General features: G+C 66.0%; 21 protein-coding genes. 16 read left to right on the plus strand and 5 right to left on the minus strand.

Annotated features, from left to right (window positions below; all coding sequences use genetic code 11):
• Positions 1–10: 10 nt before the first annotated feature.
• The 16 genes from ISG32_RS15400 (at position 11) to ISG32_RS15475 (ending at position 14093) form a co-directional block, all read left to right on the plus strand.
• On the plus strand, positions 11–319 hold the full coding sequence (locus ISG32_RS15400) for a HypC/HybG/HupF family hydrogenase formation chaperone (RefSeq protein WP_194771924.1): 309 nt from the start codon (positions 11–13) through the stop codon (positions 317–319).
• A gap of 34 nt (positions 320–353) precedes the next feature.
• The gene (locus ISG32_RS15405) at positions 354–890 is read left to right on the plus strand and encodes a thioredoxin domain-containing protein (RefSeq protein WP_194771925.1); all 537 of its coding nucleotides are present in this window, start codon (positions 354–356) and stop codon (positions 888–890) included.
• An 18-nt stretch (positions 891–908) separates the two neighbouring features.
• Positions 909–1784, plus strand: a complete 876-nt coding sequence (locus ISG32_RS15410) for a hydrogenase expression/formation protein (RefSeq protein WP_194771926.1) — start codon at positions 909–911, stop codon at positions 1782–1784.
• Complete coding sequence (locus tag ISG32_RS15415; RefSeq protein WP_194771927.1) at positions 1781–2029, plus strand: rubredoxin; 249 nt, start codon at positions 1781–1783, stop codon at positions 2027–2029. Before ISG32_RS15410 ends, ISG32_RS15415 begins: the two co-directional genes overlap by 4 nt.
• A gap of 4 nt (positions 2030–2033) precedes the next feature.
• Positions 2034–2597 carry a [NiFe]-hydrogenase assembly chaperone HybE gene (gene hybE / locus ISG32_RS15420; protein ID WP_194771928.1) on the plus strand — a complete coding sequence of 188 codons (564 nt, stop codon included), beginning with the start codon at positions 2034–2036 and terminating at the stop codon, positions 2595–2597.
• Positions 2590–3717, plus strand: a complete 1128-nt coding sequence (locus ISG32_RS15425) for a nickel-dependent hydrogenase large subunit (protein WP_194771929.1) — start codon at positions 2590–2592, stop codon at positions 3715–3717. The genes hybE and ISG32_RS15425 overlap by 8 nt, the downstream gene beginning before the upstream one ends.
• On the plus strand, positions 3710–4069 hold the full coding sequence (locus tag ISG32_RS15430; RefSeq protein ID WP_194771930.1) for a hydrogenase maturation nickel metallochaperone HypA/HybF: 360 nt from the start codon (positions 3710–3712) through the stop codon (positions 4067–4069). The genes ISG32_RS15425 and ISG32_RS15430 overlap by 8 nt, the downstream gene beginning before the upstream one ends.
• A gap of 42 nt (positions 4070–4111) precedes the next feature.
• Complete coding sequence (gene hypB, locus ISG32_RS15435) at positions 4112–5092, plus strand: hydrogenase nickel incorporation protein HypB (RefSeq protein WP_194771931.1); 981 nt, start codon at positions 4112–4114, stop codon at positions 5090–5092.
• Complete coding sequence (locus tag ISG32_RS15440) at positions 5089–6213, plus strand: Kae1-like domain-containing protein (RefSeq protein WP_194771932.1); 1125 nt, start codon at positions 5089–5091, stop codon at positions 6211–6213. The genes hypB and ISG32_RS15440 overlap by 4 nt, the downstream gene beginning before the upstream one ends.
• Positions 6204–6452, plus strand: coding sequence for a HypC/HybG/HupF family hydrogenase formation chaperone (locus tag ISG32_RS15445; protein ID WP_194771933.1), 249 nt, complete (start codon positions 6204–6206; stop codon positions 6450–6452). Before ISG32_RS15440 ends, ISG32_RS15445 begins: the two co-directional genes overlap by 10 nt.
• Positions 6449–7609, plus strand: a complete 1161-nt coding sequence (hypD, locus tag ISG32_RS15450; RefSeq protein WP_194771934.1) for a hydrogenase formation protein HypD — start codon at positions 6449–6451, stop codon at positions 7607–7609. The genes ISG32_RS15445 and hypD overlap by 4 nt, the downstream gene beginning before the upstream one ends.
• A complete protein-coding gene (gene hypE, locus ISG32_RS15455) occupies positions 7606–8691 on the plus strand; it encodes a hydrogenase expression/formation protein HypE (protein WP_323745941.1) in 1086 nt (361 codons plus the stop codon). Before hypD ends, hypE begins: the two co-directional genes overlap by 4 nt.
• A gap of 331 nt (positions 8692–9022) precedes the next feature.
• Entirely contained in the window at positions 9023–10480 is a 1458-nt protein-coding gene (locus ISG32_RS15460; protein WP_194772234.1) for a sigma-54-dependent transcriptional regulator, read from the plus strand.
• A 6-nt stretch (positions 10481–10486) separates the two neighbouring features.
• The gene (locus ISG32_RS15465) at positions 10487–11506 is read left to right on the plus strand and encodes an NADH-quinone oxidoreductase subunit B family protein (protein WP_194771935.1); all 1020 of its coding nucleotides are present in this window, start codon (positions 10487–10489) and stop codon (positions 11504–11506) included.
• A gap of 41 nt (positions 11507–11547) precedes the next feature.
• The gene (locus ISG32_RS15470; protein ID WP_194771936.1) at positions 11548–13005 is read left to right on the plus strand and encodes a nickel-dependent hydrogenase large subunit; all 1458 of its coding nucleotides are present in this window, start codon (positions 11548–11550) and stop codon (positions 13003–13005) included.
• A gap of 122 nt (positions 13006–13127) precedes the next feature.
• On the plus strand, positions 13128–14093 hold the full coding sequence (locus ISG32_RS15475) for a LysR substrate-binding domain-containing protein (RefSeq protein WP_194771937.1): 966 nt from the start codon (positions 13128–13130) through the stop codon (positions 14091–14093).
• Between the two features lies 1 nt (position 14094).
• On the opposite strand, the gene ISG32_RS15480 is transcribed toward ISG32_RS15475, so the two are convergent.
• From ISG32_RS15480 to ISG32_RS15500, 5 genes are read right to left on the minus strand one after another with little or no spacing between them, the layout of a single operon-like run.
• A complete protein-coding gene (locus ISG32_RS15480; RefSeq protein WP_194771938.1) occupies positions 14095–15312 on the minus strand; it encodes an alpha-hydroxy acid oxidase in 1218 nt (405 codons plus the stop codon).
• A gap of 24 nt (positions 15313–15336) precedes the next feature.
• On the minus strand, positions 15337–16077 hold the full coding sequence (locus tag ISG32_RS15485; RefSeq protein WP_407645067.1) for an ABC transporter ATP-binding protein: 741 nt from the start codon (positions 16075–16077) through the stop codon (positions 15337–15339).
• The gene (locus ISG32_RS15490; protein ID WP_194772236.1) at positions 16074–16853 is read right to left on the minus strand and encodes an ABC transporter ATP-binding protein; all 780 of its coding nucleotides are present in this window, start codon (positions 16851–16853) and stop codon (positions 16074–16076) included. Before ISG32_RS15490 ends, ISG32_RS15485 begins: the two co-directional genes overlap by 4 nt.
• Positions 16854–16876: 23 nt before the next feature.
• Complete coding sequence (locus ISG32_RS15495) at positions 16877–17746, minus strand: branched-chain amino acid ABC transporter permease (RefSeq protein ID WP_194771939.1); 870 nt, start codon at positions 17744–17746, stop codon at positions 16877–16879.
• Between the two features lie 12 nt (positions 17747–17758).
• On the minus strand, positions 17759–18640 hold the full coding sequence (locus tag ISG32_RS15500) for a branched-chain amino acid ABC transporter permease (protein WP_194771940.1): 882 nt from the start codon (positions 18638–18640) through the stop codon (positions 17759–17761).
• Positions 18641–18776: the final 136 nt, after the last annotated feature.

Below are 18776 nucleotides of genomic sequence, written 5' to 3' on the forward strand. Positions count from 1 at the left end.
GAGAAAAAATATGTGCATTGGAATTCCCATGCAGGTGGAATCGGTCAGTCCGGGCATCGCGCTGTGCATGAGCCGTGGCGCGATCCAGCGGGTGCGCACCGTGCTGGTGGGCGACGACATCGTGCCGGGTGACTGGCTGCTGGTGTTTCTGGACAGCGCCATCGAGCTGATCGACGCGACGCGCGCGCACGAAATCAACGCCACGCTGGCGTTGCTCGAGCGCAGCACCGACGCCGATGTCTCGCAGACCGAGGCCGCATTCGCGCTGCCCTCGCGCATGAGCCGCGAGGAGTTGATCGCGCTGTCGACATCGCATTGAACCGAACAGAACAGACAAGAACAGCAGAAAAATCATGACGACAGATACCGAAACCGCAGCCGAGGTGGTGATCAGCACGCCGATCGCGCGACCCGCGTCGCACCCCGCCATGGACGCAGACGCACCATCGCCGGCGCATGCGCAGTTGGTGTGCCGACTGGCGGATTCCCAAGGCGCGACCTGGGTGGACGAGGACAGCATCGAGGCGTGGTCAGCGCAGGGCGGCGACCGTGTGGTGCTGCTCGCGGGCGATCCCGTGCGCTTTCCGCAGGGCCTGGATGTGGCGGCGGTGCTGCCCGAGCTGCGCAAGTGCGCGGACAGGACGTTTGAGTTCGCCGTCGTGCCGCGTGCGGCGGAGGACCGCATCGCCAGGCGCTATGGCGCGAACCACTGGCCGACGCTGCTGTTCCTGCGCGATGGAAAGTATGTGACCGCCATCGGCGGAATGCACGACTGGACGCCGTATCTGAGCGCCGTGAACGCCGCGCTGCAGATGCCGACATCGCGCGCGCCGACTGTCGGCATTCCGGTGGTCGGTGCAGGTGCATCGAATGCCTCGTCTTGCAGCTGAGATCAGGAGAGACAACACATGATCGAATTTCCGATACCGGTGCGCGTCGTGGGCGCGGGCAGTCACGTTGAAGAAGACGAGCTGTCGTACATGGCGATGCCTCAGGGCATGGAGACTTTTCGCGCCCCCATCCTGCCCGAGCCCGAAGAGATCGCGGCACACGGTGCAGCCAAGGCTGCATTGCAGGCGGTCGAGCGCGCGCTGGCCGAGGTGCTGGTCGATGGCGAGAATCGCGTCGTGTCGCTTGACGATCTGACGCAGGCGGATCGCGATCTCGTGAACTCCGTGCTCGGCGAGGGCGAGGTGAGCGCTTGCGTGCAGGCATCGTCCGATGAGGCGGATGCCGCAACGGTGCAGATTCAGGAGTCCGTCTATGCGGGCATCTGGCGCGTGCTGCATCTGCGTGGCGACGGCGTGGTGCGGGACCAGGTGGAGATCGGAGAGATTCCGCGCATCCTCGAAGACGTAGCCCATGCTGACGAGCGCGCATCGATGGAGCGCTGGTCCGGCCCGCTGCCGCCCAACGTGCAGAACGCCCCGTTGCTGCTCGGCGAGATCGAGGAGCAGTTCACGCAGTGGCGGGCGGGCCAGCCGGCCTATGTGGTCAATCTCACGCTGCTGCCGATGTCGAATGAGGACATCGGCTTCATGGACCACCATCTCGGCACCGGCCGCGTGCTGATTCTCTCGCGCGGATATGGCAACTGCCGCATCACCAACTGTTGTGTGCCCAACACATGGCGCGTGGTCTATTACAACTCGCAGGACACCGTGATCCTCAATACGGTGGAGATTGGAGCGCTGCCTGACGTGGCTCGCGCCGCGCGCGAAGATCTCGAAGACACGCAGCACCGTTTCCGCGAAGTGCTGGCGTGGCTGGAGGACGGGCAATGAGTGCGGAGTCGAACCAAGCGCCCACTTCGCGATTCGAAGGCAGCTATCTTGGCGAGCGTGCGCGGCTGCCCAACGACGCGCGCCTGGAGTGCAAGATCTGCTGGTGGGTCTACGACCCTGCGGTGGGCGACCCGGTCTGGCAGATAGCGCCCGGAGTGCCATTCGCGGAGCTGCCTGAACATTGGCGTTGCCCCGAATGTGATGGCGATGCCGAACAGTTTATGGTCTTGCCCGGGAATGCTTGAGGCCATGGCCTGCACGACACACGACGAACGCGCGCTGCAAAGTCGCGTGGCCGAACTGCAGGCCTGCTTCATTCACATCGCAAGGACACGCATGCAAGGCGTGGCGTTGCTGAATCCGTCGCTGCGCGTGCGTGCGCTGGGGTTTCAGCTCATGGCGGACGAAGCCGCTGCGATGGGAGTGCTGGTCACGCCGTGGTTCATGAATCTGCTGTGTCTTCCTTTGGTGCGCAGCGATGAACCGCAACGCGTTGGCGAGCAGCGCATTCGACATCTTGGCGGTACGGATCTGGCATTTCTCGGCATGCACGAGGAGCGTGGCGTGGGCAGTTTCGAAGCCTGTTCGCTGTTCTCTCCGATGTTCGAGTTTCAAGATGCCGTGGCGGCGGAGCGCACTGCGGAGCAGGTGCTCGCGCTGCTGCGAAAGCCGCAGCCGGATGCGTCCGTGCAGGTTCCCGCTCCACTGGACAGGCGGGTTGTGAAGAGCGAGTCAGTACCGGTGCGGACGGCGCCTACGCGTCGCTCTTTTTTCTTTGGTCGTTCGTCAGTCAGGGGTGGCGGCAATGTTTGATGCGTCGATGGCGTTGGCGGGTGAATTGACGGTGCTTCCCGGCATGGCGATGCCCGACAACCTGCGCAGCAGCCGTCCGGCGTGGGCGAGCTCGCTTGCCCCCGGAAGCCAGGCGGCGCAGTTGCCGATGCTGCTTGCCAGCGTGTTCAGCAACTGCGCCGAGGCGCACCGCATCTGCTCGCAATGGGCCTGCGATGCCGCGCGAGGCACTGCCGATCAACCGCATGATTTCGCGCTCGCGCGGCTGCACGCGGAGACGCTGCGCGAGCATCTGCGCCGCATCGCGCTCGACTGGCCGGCACGCCTGATGCCTGGCGCGGAAGGCGCGCGCATCCATCTGCAGGCGATGAAGTGTCTGCGCGAGGCCCCGGTGCTGCCGGGGCGTCCGCTCGACGAGTGGATCAAGGGACTGTCGTCGCTCCTGCCGTGGATCGAGCAGGCATGGCTGGGCATGTCGGCAAGGGCCTGGCTGAGCGGCTGGGAGCGCGATGCCCATGGCTGGTTGGAGCTGTGGAGCGAGGAATCCGACAGCTGGCTGGCCCGCCTGATGCTGGAGGCGCGCGCTGCGGCGGACGAGGAGATCTGCAGCGCGCCCGCGCTGCGCGTGCATGGGTGCGACAGCGAGCTGGCGGCGTTCGCTCTGCAGTTGCAGGCGGGCGAGACCACGGGGCATCAACCGACATGGCGTGGCGTGAGTGCGGAGACGGGCTGCTGGACAAGGCTTGGCGAGGACGCGCCGTCGATGTATCGCACGCCGTGGCTCAAGATGGGCGCGCGCATTGCCGAGGTGGCGCAGCTCGCCCTGAGCAACCGCGAGACCCGGCATCTGCGCGGCGGGCAGATCACGCTGGAAAAAAACCACGGCATGGCGTGGATCGAGATGGCGCGCGGCGTGCTGATGCACCGCGTGGAGCTGGATGGCGAGCGGGTGAGCCGCTGCGACGTGGTGGCGCCGACCGAGTGGAATTTTCATCCGCAGGGAGCGGTCGCAAGAACGCTGGAGACCCAGAAAACGTCGGCCAGTGACCATATCATTGCGTTGATGACTGCCTACGACCCTTGCGTGAACTACCGCATCGAAACCAGACCCAGCCGGAGTGGAGCGCTGCACCATGCATGAGGCGAGTCTGGCCGGCGGTGTGCTGCGCGTGGTGGAGCAGGCGGCATTGGATGAGGGCTTCGCGCGGGTGACGCTGCTTCGGCTTGAAGTGGGGCAGCTGGCGGGCGTGGAGATGCGTGCGCTGCAGTTTGCGCTCGATTCGATTGCGCCGGGCACTTTGCTGGAGGGCGCGCGCATCGACTATGTGGAGCTGCCCGGCATGGCCTGGTGTCTGCCCTGCGGTCTGCGCTCGCCCCTTGCGCGGCGCGGAGAGCCTTGCGTGCATTGCGGTGGATACCAATTGCAGCCCGTCGAGGGCACGGAATTCCGCGTTTCGGAAATGCTTGTCGAAGACCAGCAGAGCGGTCATTGAATCAACGACGAGCCAACTCAGTGATATTGAAGGAGTACAGCCATGTGTGTAGTTTGCGGGTGCAGCAGCGATGCCCAGACCTCGGCAGGACACGCCCAGCCACATGCCCATGAGCATTCCCATGGCCATTCTGGTGGACATGCCCATGCCCACCCCCATGTGCATCAGGCCACGCCCGCAGCAGGCGAGCAGGACGGCGAGCTGCACTACGGGCGCGGCGCGGCGCGGGTGAGCGTGCCCGGTCTGAGCCAGGAGCGCGCGCTGCGCATCGAGACCGACATCCTCGGCGAGAACAACCGCATCGCGCGGCGCAACCGCGCGCATTTCGAGGCCCATGGCATCACGGCGCTGAACCTCGTGTCAAGCCCCGGATCGGGCAAGACCACGCTGCTGTGCGCGACCATCAAGGCCATGCGCGCGCGCCATGCGGACATGGACATCAGCGTGATCGAGGGCGATCAGCAGACCAGCTTTGATGCCGACCGCATCCGCGAAACCGGCGTGCCCGCGATCCAGGTGAACACCGGCAAGGGCTGCCATCTCGATGCGCCGATGGTGGCCGATGCCTTCAACCGCCTGCACACGCACGGGCATGGTCACGACCATCGTGGCCTGCTGTTCATCGAGAACGTCGGCAATCTGGTGTGCCCCGCGATGTGGGACCTCGGTGAAGCCGCGAAGGTGGCGATTCTCTCGGTGACCGAGGGCGAGGACAAGCCGCTTAAATACCCCGACATGTTCGCGGCCGCGCAGCTCATGGTGCTCAACAAGGTCGATCTGCTGCCGCATCTGAACTTCGACGTGGCGCGCTGCATCGAGCTCGCGCGGCGGGTGAATCCGGGCATAGAGATCCTGCAGGTCTCGGCGACGACCGGCGAGGGAATCGACGCTTGGCTGCACTGGATTGAGCACGCGATGGGTGCGGAGCATCACCACCATCACCACCACGACCATGATCATCAACACGGGCACGGTCACAGTCACGGTCATGCCCATTCTCATGCCCATGAGGGCTCGCGATGAGCGAGCCTGTGCTCGCGCTTGGCGCGTGGCTCAAGAACCGCGCCTGCTGGGTGGACGGCGACGCGGTGCATTGGTCCGCCGTGCACGGCGATCTGCGCGATGTGACGGCCTGCGTGGCGCTCGAGACTTCGGCGCGCGAGCTGGTGCGCCAGCACGGCATGCCACGGGCCATTGCGCACGATCTGCATCCTGATTTTCACAGCACGCGGCTGGCGCATGAGCTTGCGGCCGAATGGGGAATTCCGGCCATTGGCGTGCAGCACCACCACGCGCATGTTGCGGGCGTAATGGCCGAGTTTGACTGCAGCGGCTCAGCGATCGGCCTCGCGCTCGATGGCGTGGGGCTTGGCACTGATGGCTCGGCCTGGGGGGGCGAGCTGCTGCGGGTGAATCCGCTGGGCTTCGAGCGCCTGGGCCATCTGTGGCCGCTGGCGCTGCCCGGCGGTGATGTGGCGGCGCGCGAGCCGTGGCGCATGCTGGCCTCGGCGCTGCATGCGATGGGTCGTGGCGACGAGATCATCGAGCGTTCGCGACCCATCGTGGGTGAATCCGGCGCGCGCATGATCCAGAACCTGCTGGAGCGCGGACTGCTGAGTCCGCTGACCACGAGCGCGGGGCGCTGGTTCGACGCTGCTGCTGCGGCGCTGGGGCTTGCGCCGCGCCAGCAGGCCGAGGCCGAGGCGGCGATTGCGCTCGAGACCGCCGCATCAAGCTTCAAGACCGACCTGCCGGTGAATCTCGCGCGCGCAGCCGAGTCGCGTGACGGGGTGCTCGATGTGCGCCCGCTGATCGCGGAGCTGCTGGCCTGGGAAGGCGGCGAGCAGGCGGTGCCCGAGGCGGCGGCCTGGTTCCATCAGGCGTTGGCCGATGGCGTTTCGGACTGGGCCGCCAACGCGGCGGACCGCACCGGCTGCAGCACCGTGGTGCTCAGTGGCGGCTGCTTTTTCAATGAACTGCTCAAGCGCCGGGTGCAGCTGCAGCTCACGCTGCGCGGGCTGCGGGTGCTGTGGCCGCAGTCGCATTCCTGCGGTGACGCGGGCATTGCGCTGGGGCAGGCGTGGGTGGCGGCGCGGCAGTTGCCGCTGCTGCGGAAAAACGAAGAGGATGTTGTATGTGCCTAGCCATTCCCGTGCGCGTCGTGGAAATTCTGCAGGACGCGCGTGCCGTGGTCGACGTCGGTGGGATTCGCAAGAGCATCGACTGCTCGCTGGTGGGCGACGTGACGCTCGATGAATATGTCGTCGTGCACGTCGGGTTCGCCATCGGCCGCATCGACCCCGAGGAGGCCGCGCGCACGCTGGCCCTGTTCGCGCAGATGAGCGAAGCCGAGAAGGCAAAGATGGAGGCTACCTCGGCATGAAATACATCGACGAATTCCGCGACGGCGAACTGGCGCGGCAGATCGCGGCGCGCATCGCGGCCGAGGCACGGCCTGATCGCAACTACAGCTTCATGGAGTTCTGCGGCGGCCATACGCACGCGATCTCGCGCTACGGCGTGGACAGTCTGCTGCCCGCCAACGTGCGCATGGTCCACGGCCCGGGATGCCCCGTCTGCGTGCTGCCGATCGGGCGCATCGACATGGCGATCCGGCTCGCGCTCGAGCATGACGCCATCGTCTGCTGTTACGGTGACACCCTGCGCGTGCCGGCGTCGGACGGTCTCTCGCTGCTCAAGGCCAAGGCGCGCGGTGGCGACATCCGCATGGTGTATTCGCCCTCGGATGCGCTGGTGATCGCGCGCGACAATCCGGCGCGCGAGGTGGTTTTCTTCGCCATCGGCTTTGAAACCACCACGCCGCCCACGGCAGCCGCCATCCGTTCGGCGCAGCAGCAGAAATTGAAGAACTTCAGCGTGCTGTGCTGCCATGTGCTCACGCCCGCCGCAATTGCACATGTGCTCAATTCACCCGAGGTCAAGCAGTACGGCACGGTGCCGCTCGACGGTTTTGTCGGCCCTGCGCATGTGAGCATCGTGATCGGCTCCGCGCCGTATGAGCCGTTTGCGCGCGAGTACCGCAAGCCGGTGGTGATCGCGGGCTTCGAGCCGCTCGACGTGATGCAGGCCATTCTGATGCTCATCCGTCAGGTCAACGAGAGCCGGGCCGAAGTCGAGAACGAGTTCACGCGCGCCGTCACCCGCGAGGGCAACTGGATCGCCATCGACCTGATGGACGAGATCTTCGAGTTGCGCGCGGCCTTTGAATGGCGGGGCCTTGGCGAGGTGCCGCTGAGCGCGCTGCGCATCTGCGGAAAGTATGCGGAGTTTGATGCTGAGCGGCGCTTTCCGCTCGAGTACGCGCCGGTGGCGGACAACAAGGCCTGCGAGTGCGGCGCGATTCTGCGCGGCGTGAAGCGGCCGACCGACTGCAAGATCTTCGGCACCGTGTGCACGCCGGAAAACCCGGTGGGCTCGTGCATGGTGTCGAGCGAGGGCGCGTGCGCGGCGCATTATTCATATGGCCGGTTCCGGAGCATTCCGGTGATGAGCGAGACGGAAGCGGGGGCTGCGGCATGAGCGGCAATGTGATGGTGAATGGGTCGGTAAAAAAGGACTACGTGCGTCCGCTGGATTTCAAGAACGGGCGCGTCGACATGAACCATGGCGCCGGAGGGCGGGCCGCGTCGCAGCTCATCGAGGAGCTGTTCCTCAAAGCCTTCGACAACGAACTGCTGCGCCAGGGCAATGACGGCGCGGTGTTCGCGCCGCCCGCGCTGGATGCGGGTGCGCGGCTGGTGATGGCGACCGATGCGCATGTGGTCTCTCCGCTGTTCTTTCCGGGCGGCGACGTGGGCTGTCTGTCGGTGCATGGCACGGTCAACGATCTGGCCATGTCGGGCGCGACGCCGCTGTATCTGACGGCGAGCTTCATTCTCGAAGAAGGCTTCCCGCTCGCCGATCTGCGGCGCGTGGTCGAGTCCATGGCCGCCGCATCGAGGGAAGCGGGCGTGCCCATCGTCACCGGCGACACCAAGGTGGTCGAGCGCGGCAAGGGCGACGGCGTGTTCATCAGCACCACCGGCCTCGGCGTGGTGGCGGCGGGCGTGGACATTGGCGGCGCGAATGCGCGCGTGGGCGATGTGGTGCTGCTCTCCGGCACCATCGGCGAGCATGGCGTGGCCGTGCTCTCGCAGCGTGAGTCGCTGCAGTTCGAGACCAGCATCGCGTCTGACACTGCCGCACTGCACACGCTGGTCGCCGCCATGCTGGCCGCAGTCCCCGGGGCGGTGCGCGTGCTGCGCGACCCCACGCGCGGCGGCGTGGCGACGACGCTCAACGAGATCGCTCGACAGTCCGGCGCAGGCATGGTGCTTGAGGAGGCCGCAATTCCCGTGCTGCCCCAGGTCGAGGCCGCGTGCGAGCTGCTCGGCCTCGATCCGCTCTACATCGCCAACGAAGGCAAGCTGCTGGCCGTGTGCGCGCCCGAACACGAGGCCGCCGCGCTGGCAGCGATGCGTGCGCATCCGCTCGGCGCCCACGCGGCGCGCATCGGGGTGGTGACGGCGGATCCGCATCACTTCGTGCAGATGAACACGCGCTTCGGTGGCCGCCGCATGGTCGACTGGTTGAGCGGCGAGCAATTGCCCCGCATCTGTTAAGAGCGTGTTTACGATCTCCACACGGTCTTGCAGGCGCGGCCTCGGGCGCTCTGCTGCGTTGCAAATCCTCGCAATAGCCCGAGCTATTGCTGCGGTTTGCGCCTTGCAGCCCATCCCGATCCGCATCCCGCAAGCCTCGCGCTGAGATCGCAAACACGCTCTAACGGCACGAGGGACTGTTTGTGGCGCGTCTTCATTACAATCAGTTGCATCGGCCTGATGGGCTGGAAATGAACACTTCTCGGCAGTCATCACGCATGCGGCAGCATTCTTTCGAACCACGGTTTTGGGGTCTTCCACGTCGCACGACGAGGTGGAGCGGCGCGCGATGATGGACGACCCGCAGGATCTGCCGACGGTGCTGGTGGTGGACGACGAGGTGCGCTCGCAGGACGCGATCCGGCGCACGCTCGATGAAGACTTCCAGGTGCTGACGGCCAGTGGCGCCCACGACGCGCGGGAGCACTTCGAGCGCCAAAGCATCCAGGTGATTCTCTGCGACCAGCGCATGCCGGGCGTGACGGGCGTGGAGTTCTTGAAAGAAGTGCGCGAGCGCTGGCCCGAGACGGTGCGCATCGTGATCTCGGGCTACTCCGATTCGCAGGACATCATCGCGGGCATCAACGACGCCGGCATCTACCAGTACATCCTCAAGCCCTGGGTGCCCGATCACCTGCTGCGCACCGTGCGCGACGCGGTCGATGCGCAGAGCCTGCAGCGCGGCATGAGCCAGCTCGATCTGGAGCTGCGCGCGAGCACGCCCCAGCTGCGCCAGCGCATGCAGGCCAAGCTCGAGTTGGCGCGCAGCGTCTTCGATTTTGACCGCATTGAACGCGGCGCGGCCAGTCCGCTCAACGCCGTCTGCGCGATTGCCGAGAAGGTGGCTCGCTACGACCTGTCGGTGCTGGTGCTCGGGGAATCGGGCGTGGGCAAGGAGCTGATCGCACGCGCGATGCATTACGCGAGCCCGCGTGCATCGGGCGCCTTCGTGGTCGAGAACTGCGCGGCGATTCCCGACACGCTGATCGAGTCCGAGCTGTTCGGCTACCGGCGCGGCGCCTTCACCGGCGCGTATGAGGACCGGCCCGGCCTGTTTCAGCGCGCGAGCGGCGGCACGCTGTTTCTTGACGAGATCGGCGAGACCTCGCTCGCGTTCCAGGTGCGCCTTCTGCGTGCGCTGCAGGAGGGCGAGGTGCGGCCGATCGGCGCGCAGCGGCCGGTTCCGGTGAACGTGCGCGTGATCGCAGCAACCCACCGCGATCTGGAGCAGCGCGTGCGCGAAGGGCTGTTCCGCGAAGACCTGTACTACCGCATCGCGGGCGTCAGTCTCACCGTGCCGCCGCTGCGCGAGCGCAGTGGTGACATCGAACCGATCGCCACGAAGCTGGTGCGCGAGATCGGCCAGGAGCTCGGCTGCCCCGGCGCGACACTGAGCCGCGAGGCGCTCGCCTGTCTGATGACCTACCCGTGGCCCGGCAACATCCGCGAGCTGCGCAACGAGATCGCGCGTGCGATTGCGCTTCATGACGGAGGCGAGCTGCCCGCGACGGCATTCTCTCCGCGCGTGCTGCAGGGCCATGCGGGGCTGTCGACCGTCGCGTCGTCGGTGGTGAGCGCGGCGCTGCCGCAGACCGGAACGCTCGGCGAGCGGCTTGATGCCATCGAGGCCATGGTGCTGCGCGAGACGCTGCTGCACCACCGCTGGAACAAGACGCGCGTGGCCAAGGAGCTGGGGCTGTCGCGCGTGGGGCTGCGCGCCAAGATGCAGCGCTTTGGTCTGGAGAAGTGATCGCACATGCCCACGACGCCTTCTGACATGTTCAACGTTCTCTGGCTGCAGTCCGGCGGTTGCGGCGGCTGCAGCATGTCGCTGCTGTGCGCCGACACGACGGATTTTCATGGCCAGCTGCGCGATGCCGGAATCAACCTGCTCTGGCATCCAAGCCTGTCGCTCGAATCTGCCGACGAGTTGCAGGACGTGCTCGCACGCGCGCTGGATGGCCGCTTGCGCGTGGATGCGCTCTGCATCGAAGGCGCGCTGCTGCGCGGCCCCAACGGAACCGGACGCTTTCATGTGATGGCGGGCACGGGCATTCCGATGGTCGACTGGGTGCGCAGGCTTGCTGGAGTTGCACGGCATGTGGTCGCGGTCGGCAGCTGCGCGGCCTGGGGCGGCATCACGGCGGGCGCGAGCAATCCCACGGACGCCTGCGGTCTGCAATACGAAGATGACCGCGTGGGCGGTCTGCTAGGCGCGGATTTCCGTTCGCGCTCCGGGCTTCCGGTGATCAACATCGCGGGCTGCCCGACGCACCCCGGCTGGGTGATCGAGAGCCTGAGCGCGCTGGCTGCGGACAGCCTCACCGAACAGGATCTGGACTCGCTCGCGCGTCCGCGCTTCTACGCCGATCATCTGGTGCATCACGGCTGCACGCGCAACGAGTTCTACGAGTTCAAGGCCAGTGCCGAGAAGCCCTCGGACCGTGGCTGCATGATGGAGCACATGGGCTGCAAGGGCACGCAGGTGCATGCCGACTGCAATACGCGGCTGTGGAACGGCGAGGGCTCGTGCACGCGGGGCGGCTATGCCTGCATTGCCTGCACCGAGCCGGGTTTTCAGGAGCCCGGTCATGCGTTCGACCGCACCCCCAAGGTGGCTGGCATTCCGATTGGCCTGCCGACCGACATGCCCAAGGCGTGGTTCGTGGCGCTCGCGTCGCTGTCCAAGTCCGCCACGCCCAAGCGCGTGAAGATCAATGCCACGGCCGACCATCTGGTGGTGACGCCGGCCGTGCGCAAGACGCGGCTCAGATAAATGCCGATCGGTTCAGAGAAAGTCCCAAGAAGGTTTCACGCATGGCGCGTCTGCTCGTAGGCCCGTTCAACCGGGTGGAAGGTGATCTTGAAGTCTCGCTCGACGTCCGCGCGGGGCGCGTGCAGCGTGCGCAGGTCAACGCCACCATGTACCGCGGTTTCGAGCAGATCCTGCAGGGCAAGCTGCCCAATGATGCGCTGGTCTATGTGCCGCGCATCTGCGGCATCTGTTCGGTCTCGCAATCGGTGGCGAGCGCCAAGGCGCTGGCCGATCTTGCCGGCGTCACCGTGCCCGACAACGGCCTGCACGTGACCAATCTGATGCAGGCGACCGAGAACCTTGCCGATCACCTCACGCATTTCTACCTGTTCTTCATGCCGGATTTCACCCGGCCCGTCTACGCGTCACGCGCCTGGCACGCCGAGGCCGTGCGCCGCTTCGCGCCGCAGACCGGCGAGCAGATGCGCGAGGCGATTGCCGCGCGCCAGCGCTGGTTCACGCTGCTCGGCACGCTGGGCGGCAAATGGCCGCACACCCAAAGCATCGATCCCGGTGGCAGCTCGCGTGCGGTGGAACCGGCCGAGCGCATCCGTCTGCTGTCCAAGCTGCGCGAATTCCGCTGGTTTCTGGAGCGCCATCTGTTCGCCACGCCGCTCGAGGACATGGCTGCGCTGTCGTCGCTGGATGCGCTCTGGGCATGGCATGACGCGGCCGCGAATGCGGGCGACTTCCGGCTGTTCCTGAGTTGCGCGCGCGATCTCGATCTGCATCAGCTTGGCGCAGGGCCGGGGCTGTATCTGAGCTTCGGTGCGTATTCTCAACCGGGCGGCGCGCATGCGCTGGCCTCGGGCGTGTGGCGCGCGAGCGAGCAGACGCTGGTCGAGCCCGACACGCTCGCGATCACCGAAGACGCCACCCATGCATGGCTTGAAGACGCGCCCATGCCGCTGCATCCGCTGCAGGGCATGACGCTGCCGAACGCCGACAAGGCGGGTGCCTACACCTGGAACAAGGCACCGCGCCTCGCCGGTGAGGTGGTGGAAACCGGCGCCATCGCCCGCCAGCTTGCGTCGGGCCACCCGCTGGTGCGCGACGCGGTGGCCAAGCACGGCGGCTGCGTGCTCACCCGGGTGATCGCGCGCGTGCTCGAACTCGCCATCGTCGTACCGATGATGGAGCGCTGGCTCAAGGCGCTCGAACCCGGTGCCCCGTATTTCACGGCCTGCGAACTGCCCGACGAAGGCGTAGGCATGGGCCTTGGCGAGGCCGCGCGCGGTGCGCTCGGCCACTGGCTGGTGGTGAAGAACGGCCGCATCGCCAACTACCAGATCGTCGCGCCTACCAGCTGGAACTTCTCGCCACGCGACGTGGGCGGCACGCCGGGGGCCTTGGAAAAAGCCCTCGAAGGCGCCCCTGTATTGCCGGGTGAGAAGTCACCCGTGTCGGTGCAGCACATCGTGCGGTCGTTTGATCCTTGCATGGTGTGTACCGTGCATTGAAGGCTGCATGCGTGCAATGTGCAGGCGGCTGTAGGTATTTTCCCGCGATTCTGAACGGTGTCACCGTAGACAATACGGCCTGTAACCATGAACGACGGACAGGACGGGGCAGGGAAGGCGAGATGCAGATTGAACAGCACAACAGGCGCGGTTGCGTGCGCATGCCGTCCACCGAGGCGCTGCGGGGATTCGAGGCCGTGGCGCGGCTGGGGAGCTTTGAGCGGGCGGCGCGGGAGCTGAGTCTCACGGCCAGTGCGATCCGCAAGCGGGTGAACGGGCTGGAGGAGCTGGTGGGAGCGGAGCTGTTCGATCGCCGCAGCAACGCGATCATCCTCACCGAGGCGGGGGGGAAGTATCTCGAATCCGCGAGACCGATCCTCAACATGCTGATCGCGCTGCCATCGTTCGTGCAGCCTGCGGCGGCGACCACGCGACTGCGCATCACCGCCACGCCGACGTTTGCGCGCCAGATGCTGGCGTCGAGTCTGCAGGGGTTCATGAATCTCTATCCGCATATCGATGTGGAGCTGATTGTCGTGCCGCCGGTGTTCGACTATCCGTCGACCAATGCCGAGGTCGAGATCCGCGCCGGCGATGCGCTGGCCAACGGCGGGATTCCGCTCACGCAGGACGTTGCCATGCCGATGGCGTCGCCGGTGCTGCTCAAGTCGCTGCCGCCGCTTCGCTGTCCTGCCGATCTGCGGCACGCGCCGCTGATCCGCACGACGCTGGAGCCATGGCAGCCGTGGTTCCAGGCCGCCTTGCTCGATTGGCCCGAGCCGCAGCAGGGACCGAAGTTTCAGGATCTGGGGTTGATCTACGAGGCCGCGTTGAAGGGCCATGGCGTGGCGCTGTGTCGGCTGAGTTTGGTGCGCGACTGGCTCATGAATGACACGCTGCGCCCGCTGTTCAATGTGTTCTCACGCCCGGCGAACCAATACTACGCGCTGACCAACACCCCCTCGGAAGAGGTGCGGATCTTCGTGCAGTGGTTGCAGTCACTGTGCGCCGAACAGGCGATGCTGAGCCAGGAGCTGGCGCAGCAGGCGCTTGCGCGGCACGGTGCGCTGGATCATCTGGACGCCTGAATCAGCAGGCCGGAATGCTCGCCGGATGCAGCACGTCGCGGCCAACGGCGCGGATGTCGGTGTGGCCGCAGAAGGCCATGGTCACGTCGAGTTCCTTGGCCAGAATTTCGAGGCAGCGCGTCACCCCCGCCTCGCCAAAGGCGCCGAGTCCGTAGAGGTGAGGGCGGCCGATCATCGTGCCGCGCGCGCCGAGGGCCACTGCCTTGAGCACGTCCTGGCCGCTGCGGATGCCGCTGTCCAGCCACAGTTCGACCTGGTTGCCGACCGCATCGGCGATGGCGGGCAGCACGGCGATCGAGGAGAGTGCGCCGTCGAGCTGGCGACCACCGTGGTTGGAGACGACGAGCGCGTCCACCCCGCAGGCGGTGGCGAGACGCGCGTCTTCCACATCGAGCACGCCCTTGAGCACCAGCTTGCCGCCCCAGCGCTTCTTGATCCAGGCGATGTCGGACCAGTCGAGCTTGGGATCGAACTGCTGGGCCGTCCATGACAGCAGCGACCCCATGTCGTCCACGCCGGAGACATGGCCGATGACGTTGCCGAATTCGCGGCGGTGGGTGCGCAGCATGTTCAGGCACCAGGCCGGCTTGGTCGCGAAGTTCAGCATGTTGCCGAGGGTGATGCGCGGCGGCGCCGTCAGGCCGTTGCGCAGGTCCTTGTGGCGCTGACCGATGACCTGCAGATCGAGCGTGACCACCAGTGCGCCGCAGTTCGCGGCCTTGGCGCGGTCGATGAGGCGGCCGATGAAGTCGCGGTCCTTCATCACGTAGAGCTGGAACCAGAACGGCTTGCTCGTGTGCGCGGCGACGTCCTCGATGGAGGCGATGCTCATCGTGCTCAGCGTGTAGGGCACGCCGAATTTTTCGCAGGCCTTGGCCGCGAGAATCTCTCCATCCGCATGCTGCATGCCCGCAAGCCCGGTGGGCGCGATCGCCACCGGCATGCTCACCGGCACGCCGACCATGGTGCTCTCGATGCTGCGGTCCGCGATGTTGCGCGCCACGCGCTGGCGAAAGCGGATGTTCTGGAAGTCGCTCTCGTTGGCCTGGTAGGTGCTCTCGGTCCAGCTGCCGCTGTCGGCGTAGTCGTAGAACATCCTGGGCACGCGCTTTTGCGCGAGCACGCGCAGGTCCTCGATGCACACGGCCTTGGCGAGATCGCTCGCGGTGGGTGCGAACAAGGGGTTGATCAGGCGGGAGTGGTCGGACGGATTGCTCATGCGGTTGCTGCTGCTAATCATTGCTCAACCGCCGAGGTAGGCGGCCTGTACTTTCTCGTTGCCCAGCAAGGCCTTGCCGCTGCCTTCGAGCACGATTTCACCGGTTTCCAGCACGTAGGCGTGGTCCGAAATCTTCAGTGCCTGGCGCACGTTCTGCTCCACCAGAAAGATGGTGAGGCCTTCCCGGTTGATGTCGCGAAGCGTGCGGAAGATGTCCTGCACGATGATGGGTGCAAGTCCCATCGACGGTTCATCGAGCAGCAGCACGCGTGGCCTGGCCATGAGCGCGCGGCCGATGGCCAGCATCTGTTGCTCGCCGCCCGAGAGATTGCCGGCCAGCCCGTCGTCCCGCTCCTTGAGGCGCGGGAACAGTGCATAGATGCGGTCCAGATCGGCGGCCTGATCGGCGGCAGAATCCTTGCGGGTGTAGGCACCGAGCTGCAGGTTCTCGCGCACGGTCAGGCGCGTGAGCGTGGCGCGGCCTTCGGCGACCTGCACCAGACCACCCGCCACCAGCTGATGCGGCTTGAGCGCGGAGACGTCCCGGCCGCCGAACAGCACGCTGCCCGCATGCTTCTTCACGAGGCCGGAGAGCGCGAGCAGCGTGGTTGATTTGCCCGCTCCGTTGGCGCCGACCAGCGTGGTGATCTGGCCGGGCATCAGGTCGAACGAGATGCCCTTGACGGCCTTCACGTGGCCGTAGTTCACGGCGAGATCGCGCACGCGGAGCAGGGGCTCGGTCATGTCGTTGGCGTGCTGGTTCATTGCGCTGCTCCCGCGTCATCGTCATCGTCGCGGCCCAGATAGGCCTCGATCACCTGCGGATCATTGCGCACGTGATCGGGGTCGCCGTGCGAGATGATCCGTCCAAAATTCAGCACCGCGATCTCCTTGCACAGGCCCATCACGAAGCGCATGTCGTGCTCGATCATGAAGATGGTGAAGCCGCGCGCATGGATGTTGCGCACCTCATGCATCAGCTCTTCCTTTTCGGTCGAGTTCATGCCGGCGACGGGCTCGTCGAGCAGCAGCAGCTTGGGGTTGGTGGCCAGCGCGCGCGCCAGTTCGAGGCGGCGCTGTTCGCCGTAGGACAGGCTCTCGGCCAGCTCGTGACACTTGTGGTCGAGGCGCACCCACGACAGCAACTCGTGCGCCTTCTCGCGCGCCGCGCGCTCGGCTGCGGCAAAGCGTCCTCCGCGCAGAAACACGCTGGCGAAGCCGTAGTCCAGATTCGCGTGCATGCCCACGGCCACGTTGTCGAGCAGGCTCATTTCCTTGAAGACGCGGATGTTCTGGAACGTGCGCGCGATGCCGCCCTGCGTGATCTTGTACGGCTTTCTGCCCACCAGCGACACGCCGTTGAACAGCACCTCGCCGGACGAGGGCGGCAGCAGGCCGGTGATGATGTTCAGCACCGTGGTCTTGCCCGCACCGTTGGGGCCGATCAGGCCGAAGATGGTGTTGGCGGGAACGCTGAGGTTCACGTCCTCCAGCACGCGCAGACCACCGAAGTGGCGCGACACGTTCCTGAGTTCCAGCAGCGGGGAATGGTTTGGATGCTTGCTCACTTCGACTCTCCCTTCCCGGCGCCGCCGAACATGCGCCTGAAGCGCGCCGGATCCCACAGCCCGCGTGGCAGGAACAGGATGATCACGATCAGCAGCATGCCGTTGACGACGAGGCGGAAGTCCTTCAATCCGCGCAGCACTTCGGGCAGCAGCGTGAGGAACAGCGAGCCGACCACCGGACCGATCAGCGAGTTCACGCCGCCCAGAATCGCCATCGTGAGAATCTCCACCGCGCGGTCAAAGCCGTACTCGTTGGGGCCGATGAAGAAGGTGAGATGGGCGCTCAGACCGCCTGCCAGACCGGCGATGCCCGCTCCGATGATGAAGGCCATCATCTTGTTGGAGTTGGTGTCGATGCCCATCAGGCCGGCGGCGGTTTCGTCTTCCTTGATGGCCTCGAGGGCGCGACCCACCTTGGAGCGGCGCATGCACGCCAGCATCGCGATCACCACGACCAGCGCGAGCAGCACATGCCACCATTCGGTGCTGTTGGGAATGCCGTTGAGGCCCAGCGCGCCGCCCGTCAGATCTTCCGCGTTGAGGATGACGATGCGCACCACTTCGCCGAAGGCGAGGGTCGCCATCGCGAGGTACACGCCCGACAGACGCATCACCGCCTTGCCGAGAAAGAAGGCGACGAACATCGGCATCGCGATGCCGCTCGCCAGCGCCAGCGCGAAGGGCGCCTCGTGGCTCATCGTCAGGATGGACGCGGTGTATGCCCCGATGCCCATGAAGGCCGCATTGGCGAGCGACAGCATGCCGCACGAGAGGGTGATGTAGATCGACAGCGCGAGCAGCGCGTTGATGCCCAGCGTGAGCACCAGGTTGCTGTAGATCTGCCAGAAATTTTCAAAGTATTCCATGGATGTGCCGCCTCACGCCTTGCGCTCTTGAATGCGTCCAAGCAGACCCTGAGGGCGCAGGATCAGCACGAGGAACAGCACGCCGAATGCCACCGCGTCGCGCATGTTCGAGCCGATGTAGGCCACGCTCATCACTTCGGCGAATCCGAGGAACAGACCGGCGAGCATCGCACCGCGGATGTCACCCATGCCGCCGAGAATGATCACGGCGATCCCCTTGTGCAGGATGGGCTGGCCCATCAGCGGGAAGAGGGCATTGGAGTAGACGCCCACCAGCGTGCCCGCCACGCCGCCCAGACCTGCGGCGACGAACGAGGTGATGATGAACAGCCACTCCACGTTGATGCCCAGCAGCAGCGCGGCCTTGGGCGATTCGGCGATGGCGCGCAAGGCGCGGCCGATCTGCGTGCGGCCGATCACCAGCACCAGAGCGACCATCAGCAGGAACGACAGCAGGATGATGCCGAGTTCGATCACCGTGATGTGCAGACCGAGGAAATCCAGAGACTCCTGCGGCAGCACCTCGACGGGAAAGCGCTTGTTCTCCGCGCCCGCGATGCCTTGCGCCAGATTGTTGAGGACGATGGCCACGCCGATGGTGGCGATCATCGGAATCAGGTGCGGCGCATTGCGGTTGCGCAGCGGCCTGAGCACCAGCACGTCGACCAGCGCGCCCACGCAGCCCGAGACCATGAAGGCGAAGATGATGGCTGCCCACAGCGGCAGGCCGAGGTTCTGCACGGCGGCCAGGGCCGCATAAGCGCCCACCATGAACACCGCGCCATGCGATAGATTGATGACGCCCAGCACGCCGAAGACAAGCGTGAAGCCCAGCGCGAAGAGTGCGTAGACGCACCCCAGCGACAGAGCGTTGAATAACTGCTGTTCCAGCATGATGGTTCCAGTGGGCCGTGTTGGGCCGACGTGCGGACCGGCCGCCTTCGTGGGATGAAAGGGTGGGCCTTGGTGTCTGCGACTACACGCCGTGCCTGCCGCGGGCAGCCGCCTGGTGAGCGGTGCGCGGTCGGAC

Origin of the sequence: Diaphorobacter caeni (genome assembly GCF_015354245.1) — a bacterium.
Classification (GTDB): Bacteria; Pseudomonadota; Gammaproteobacteria; order Burkholderiales; family Burkholderiaceae_C; genus Diaphorobacter_A; species Diaphorobacter_A caeni.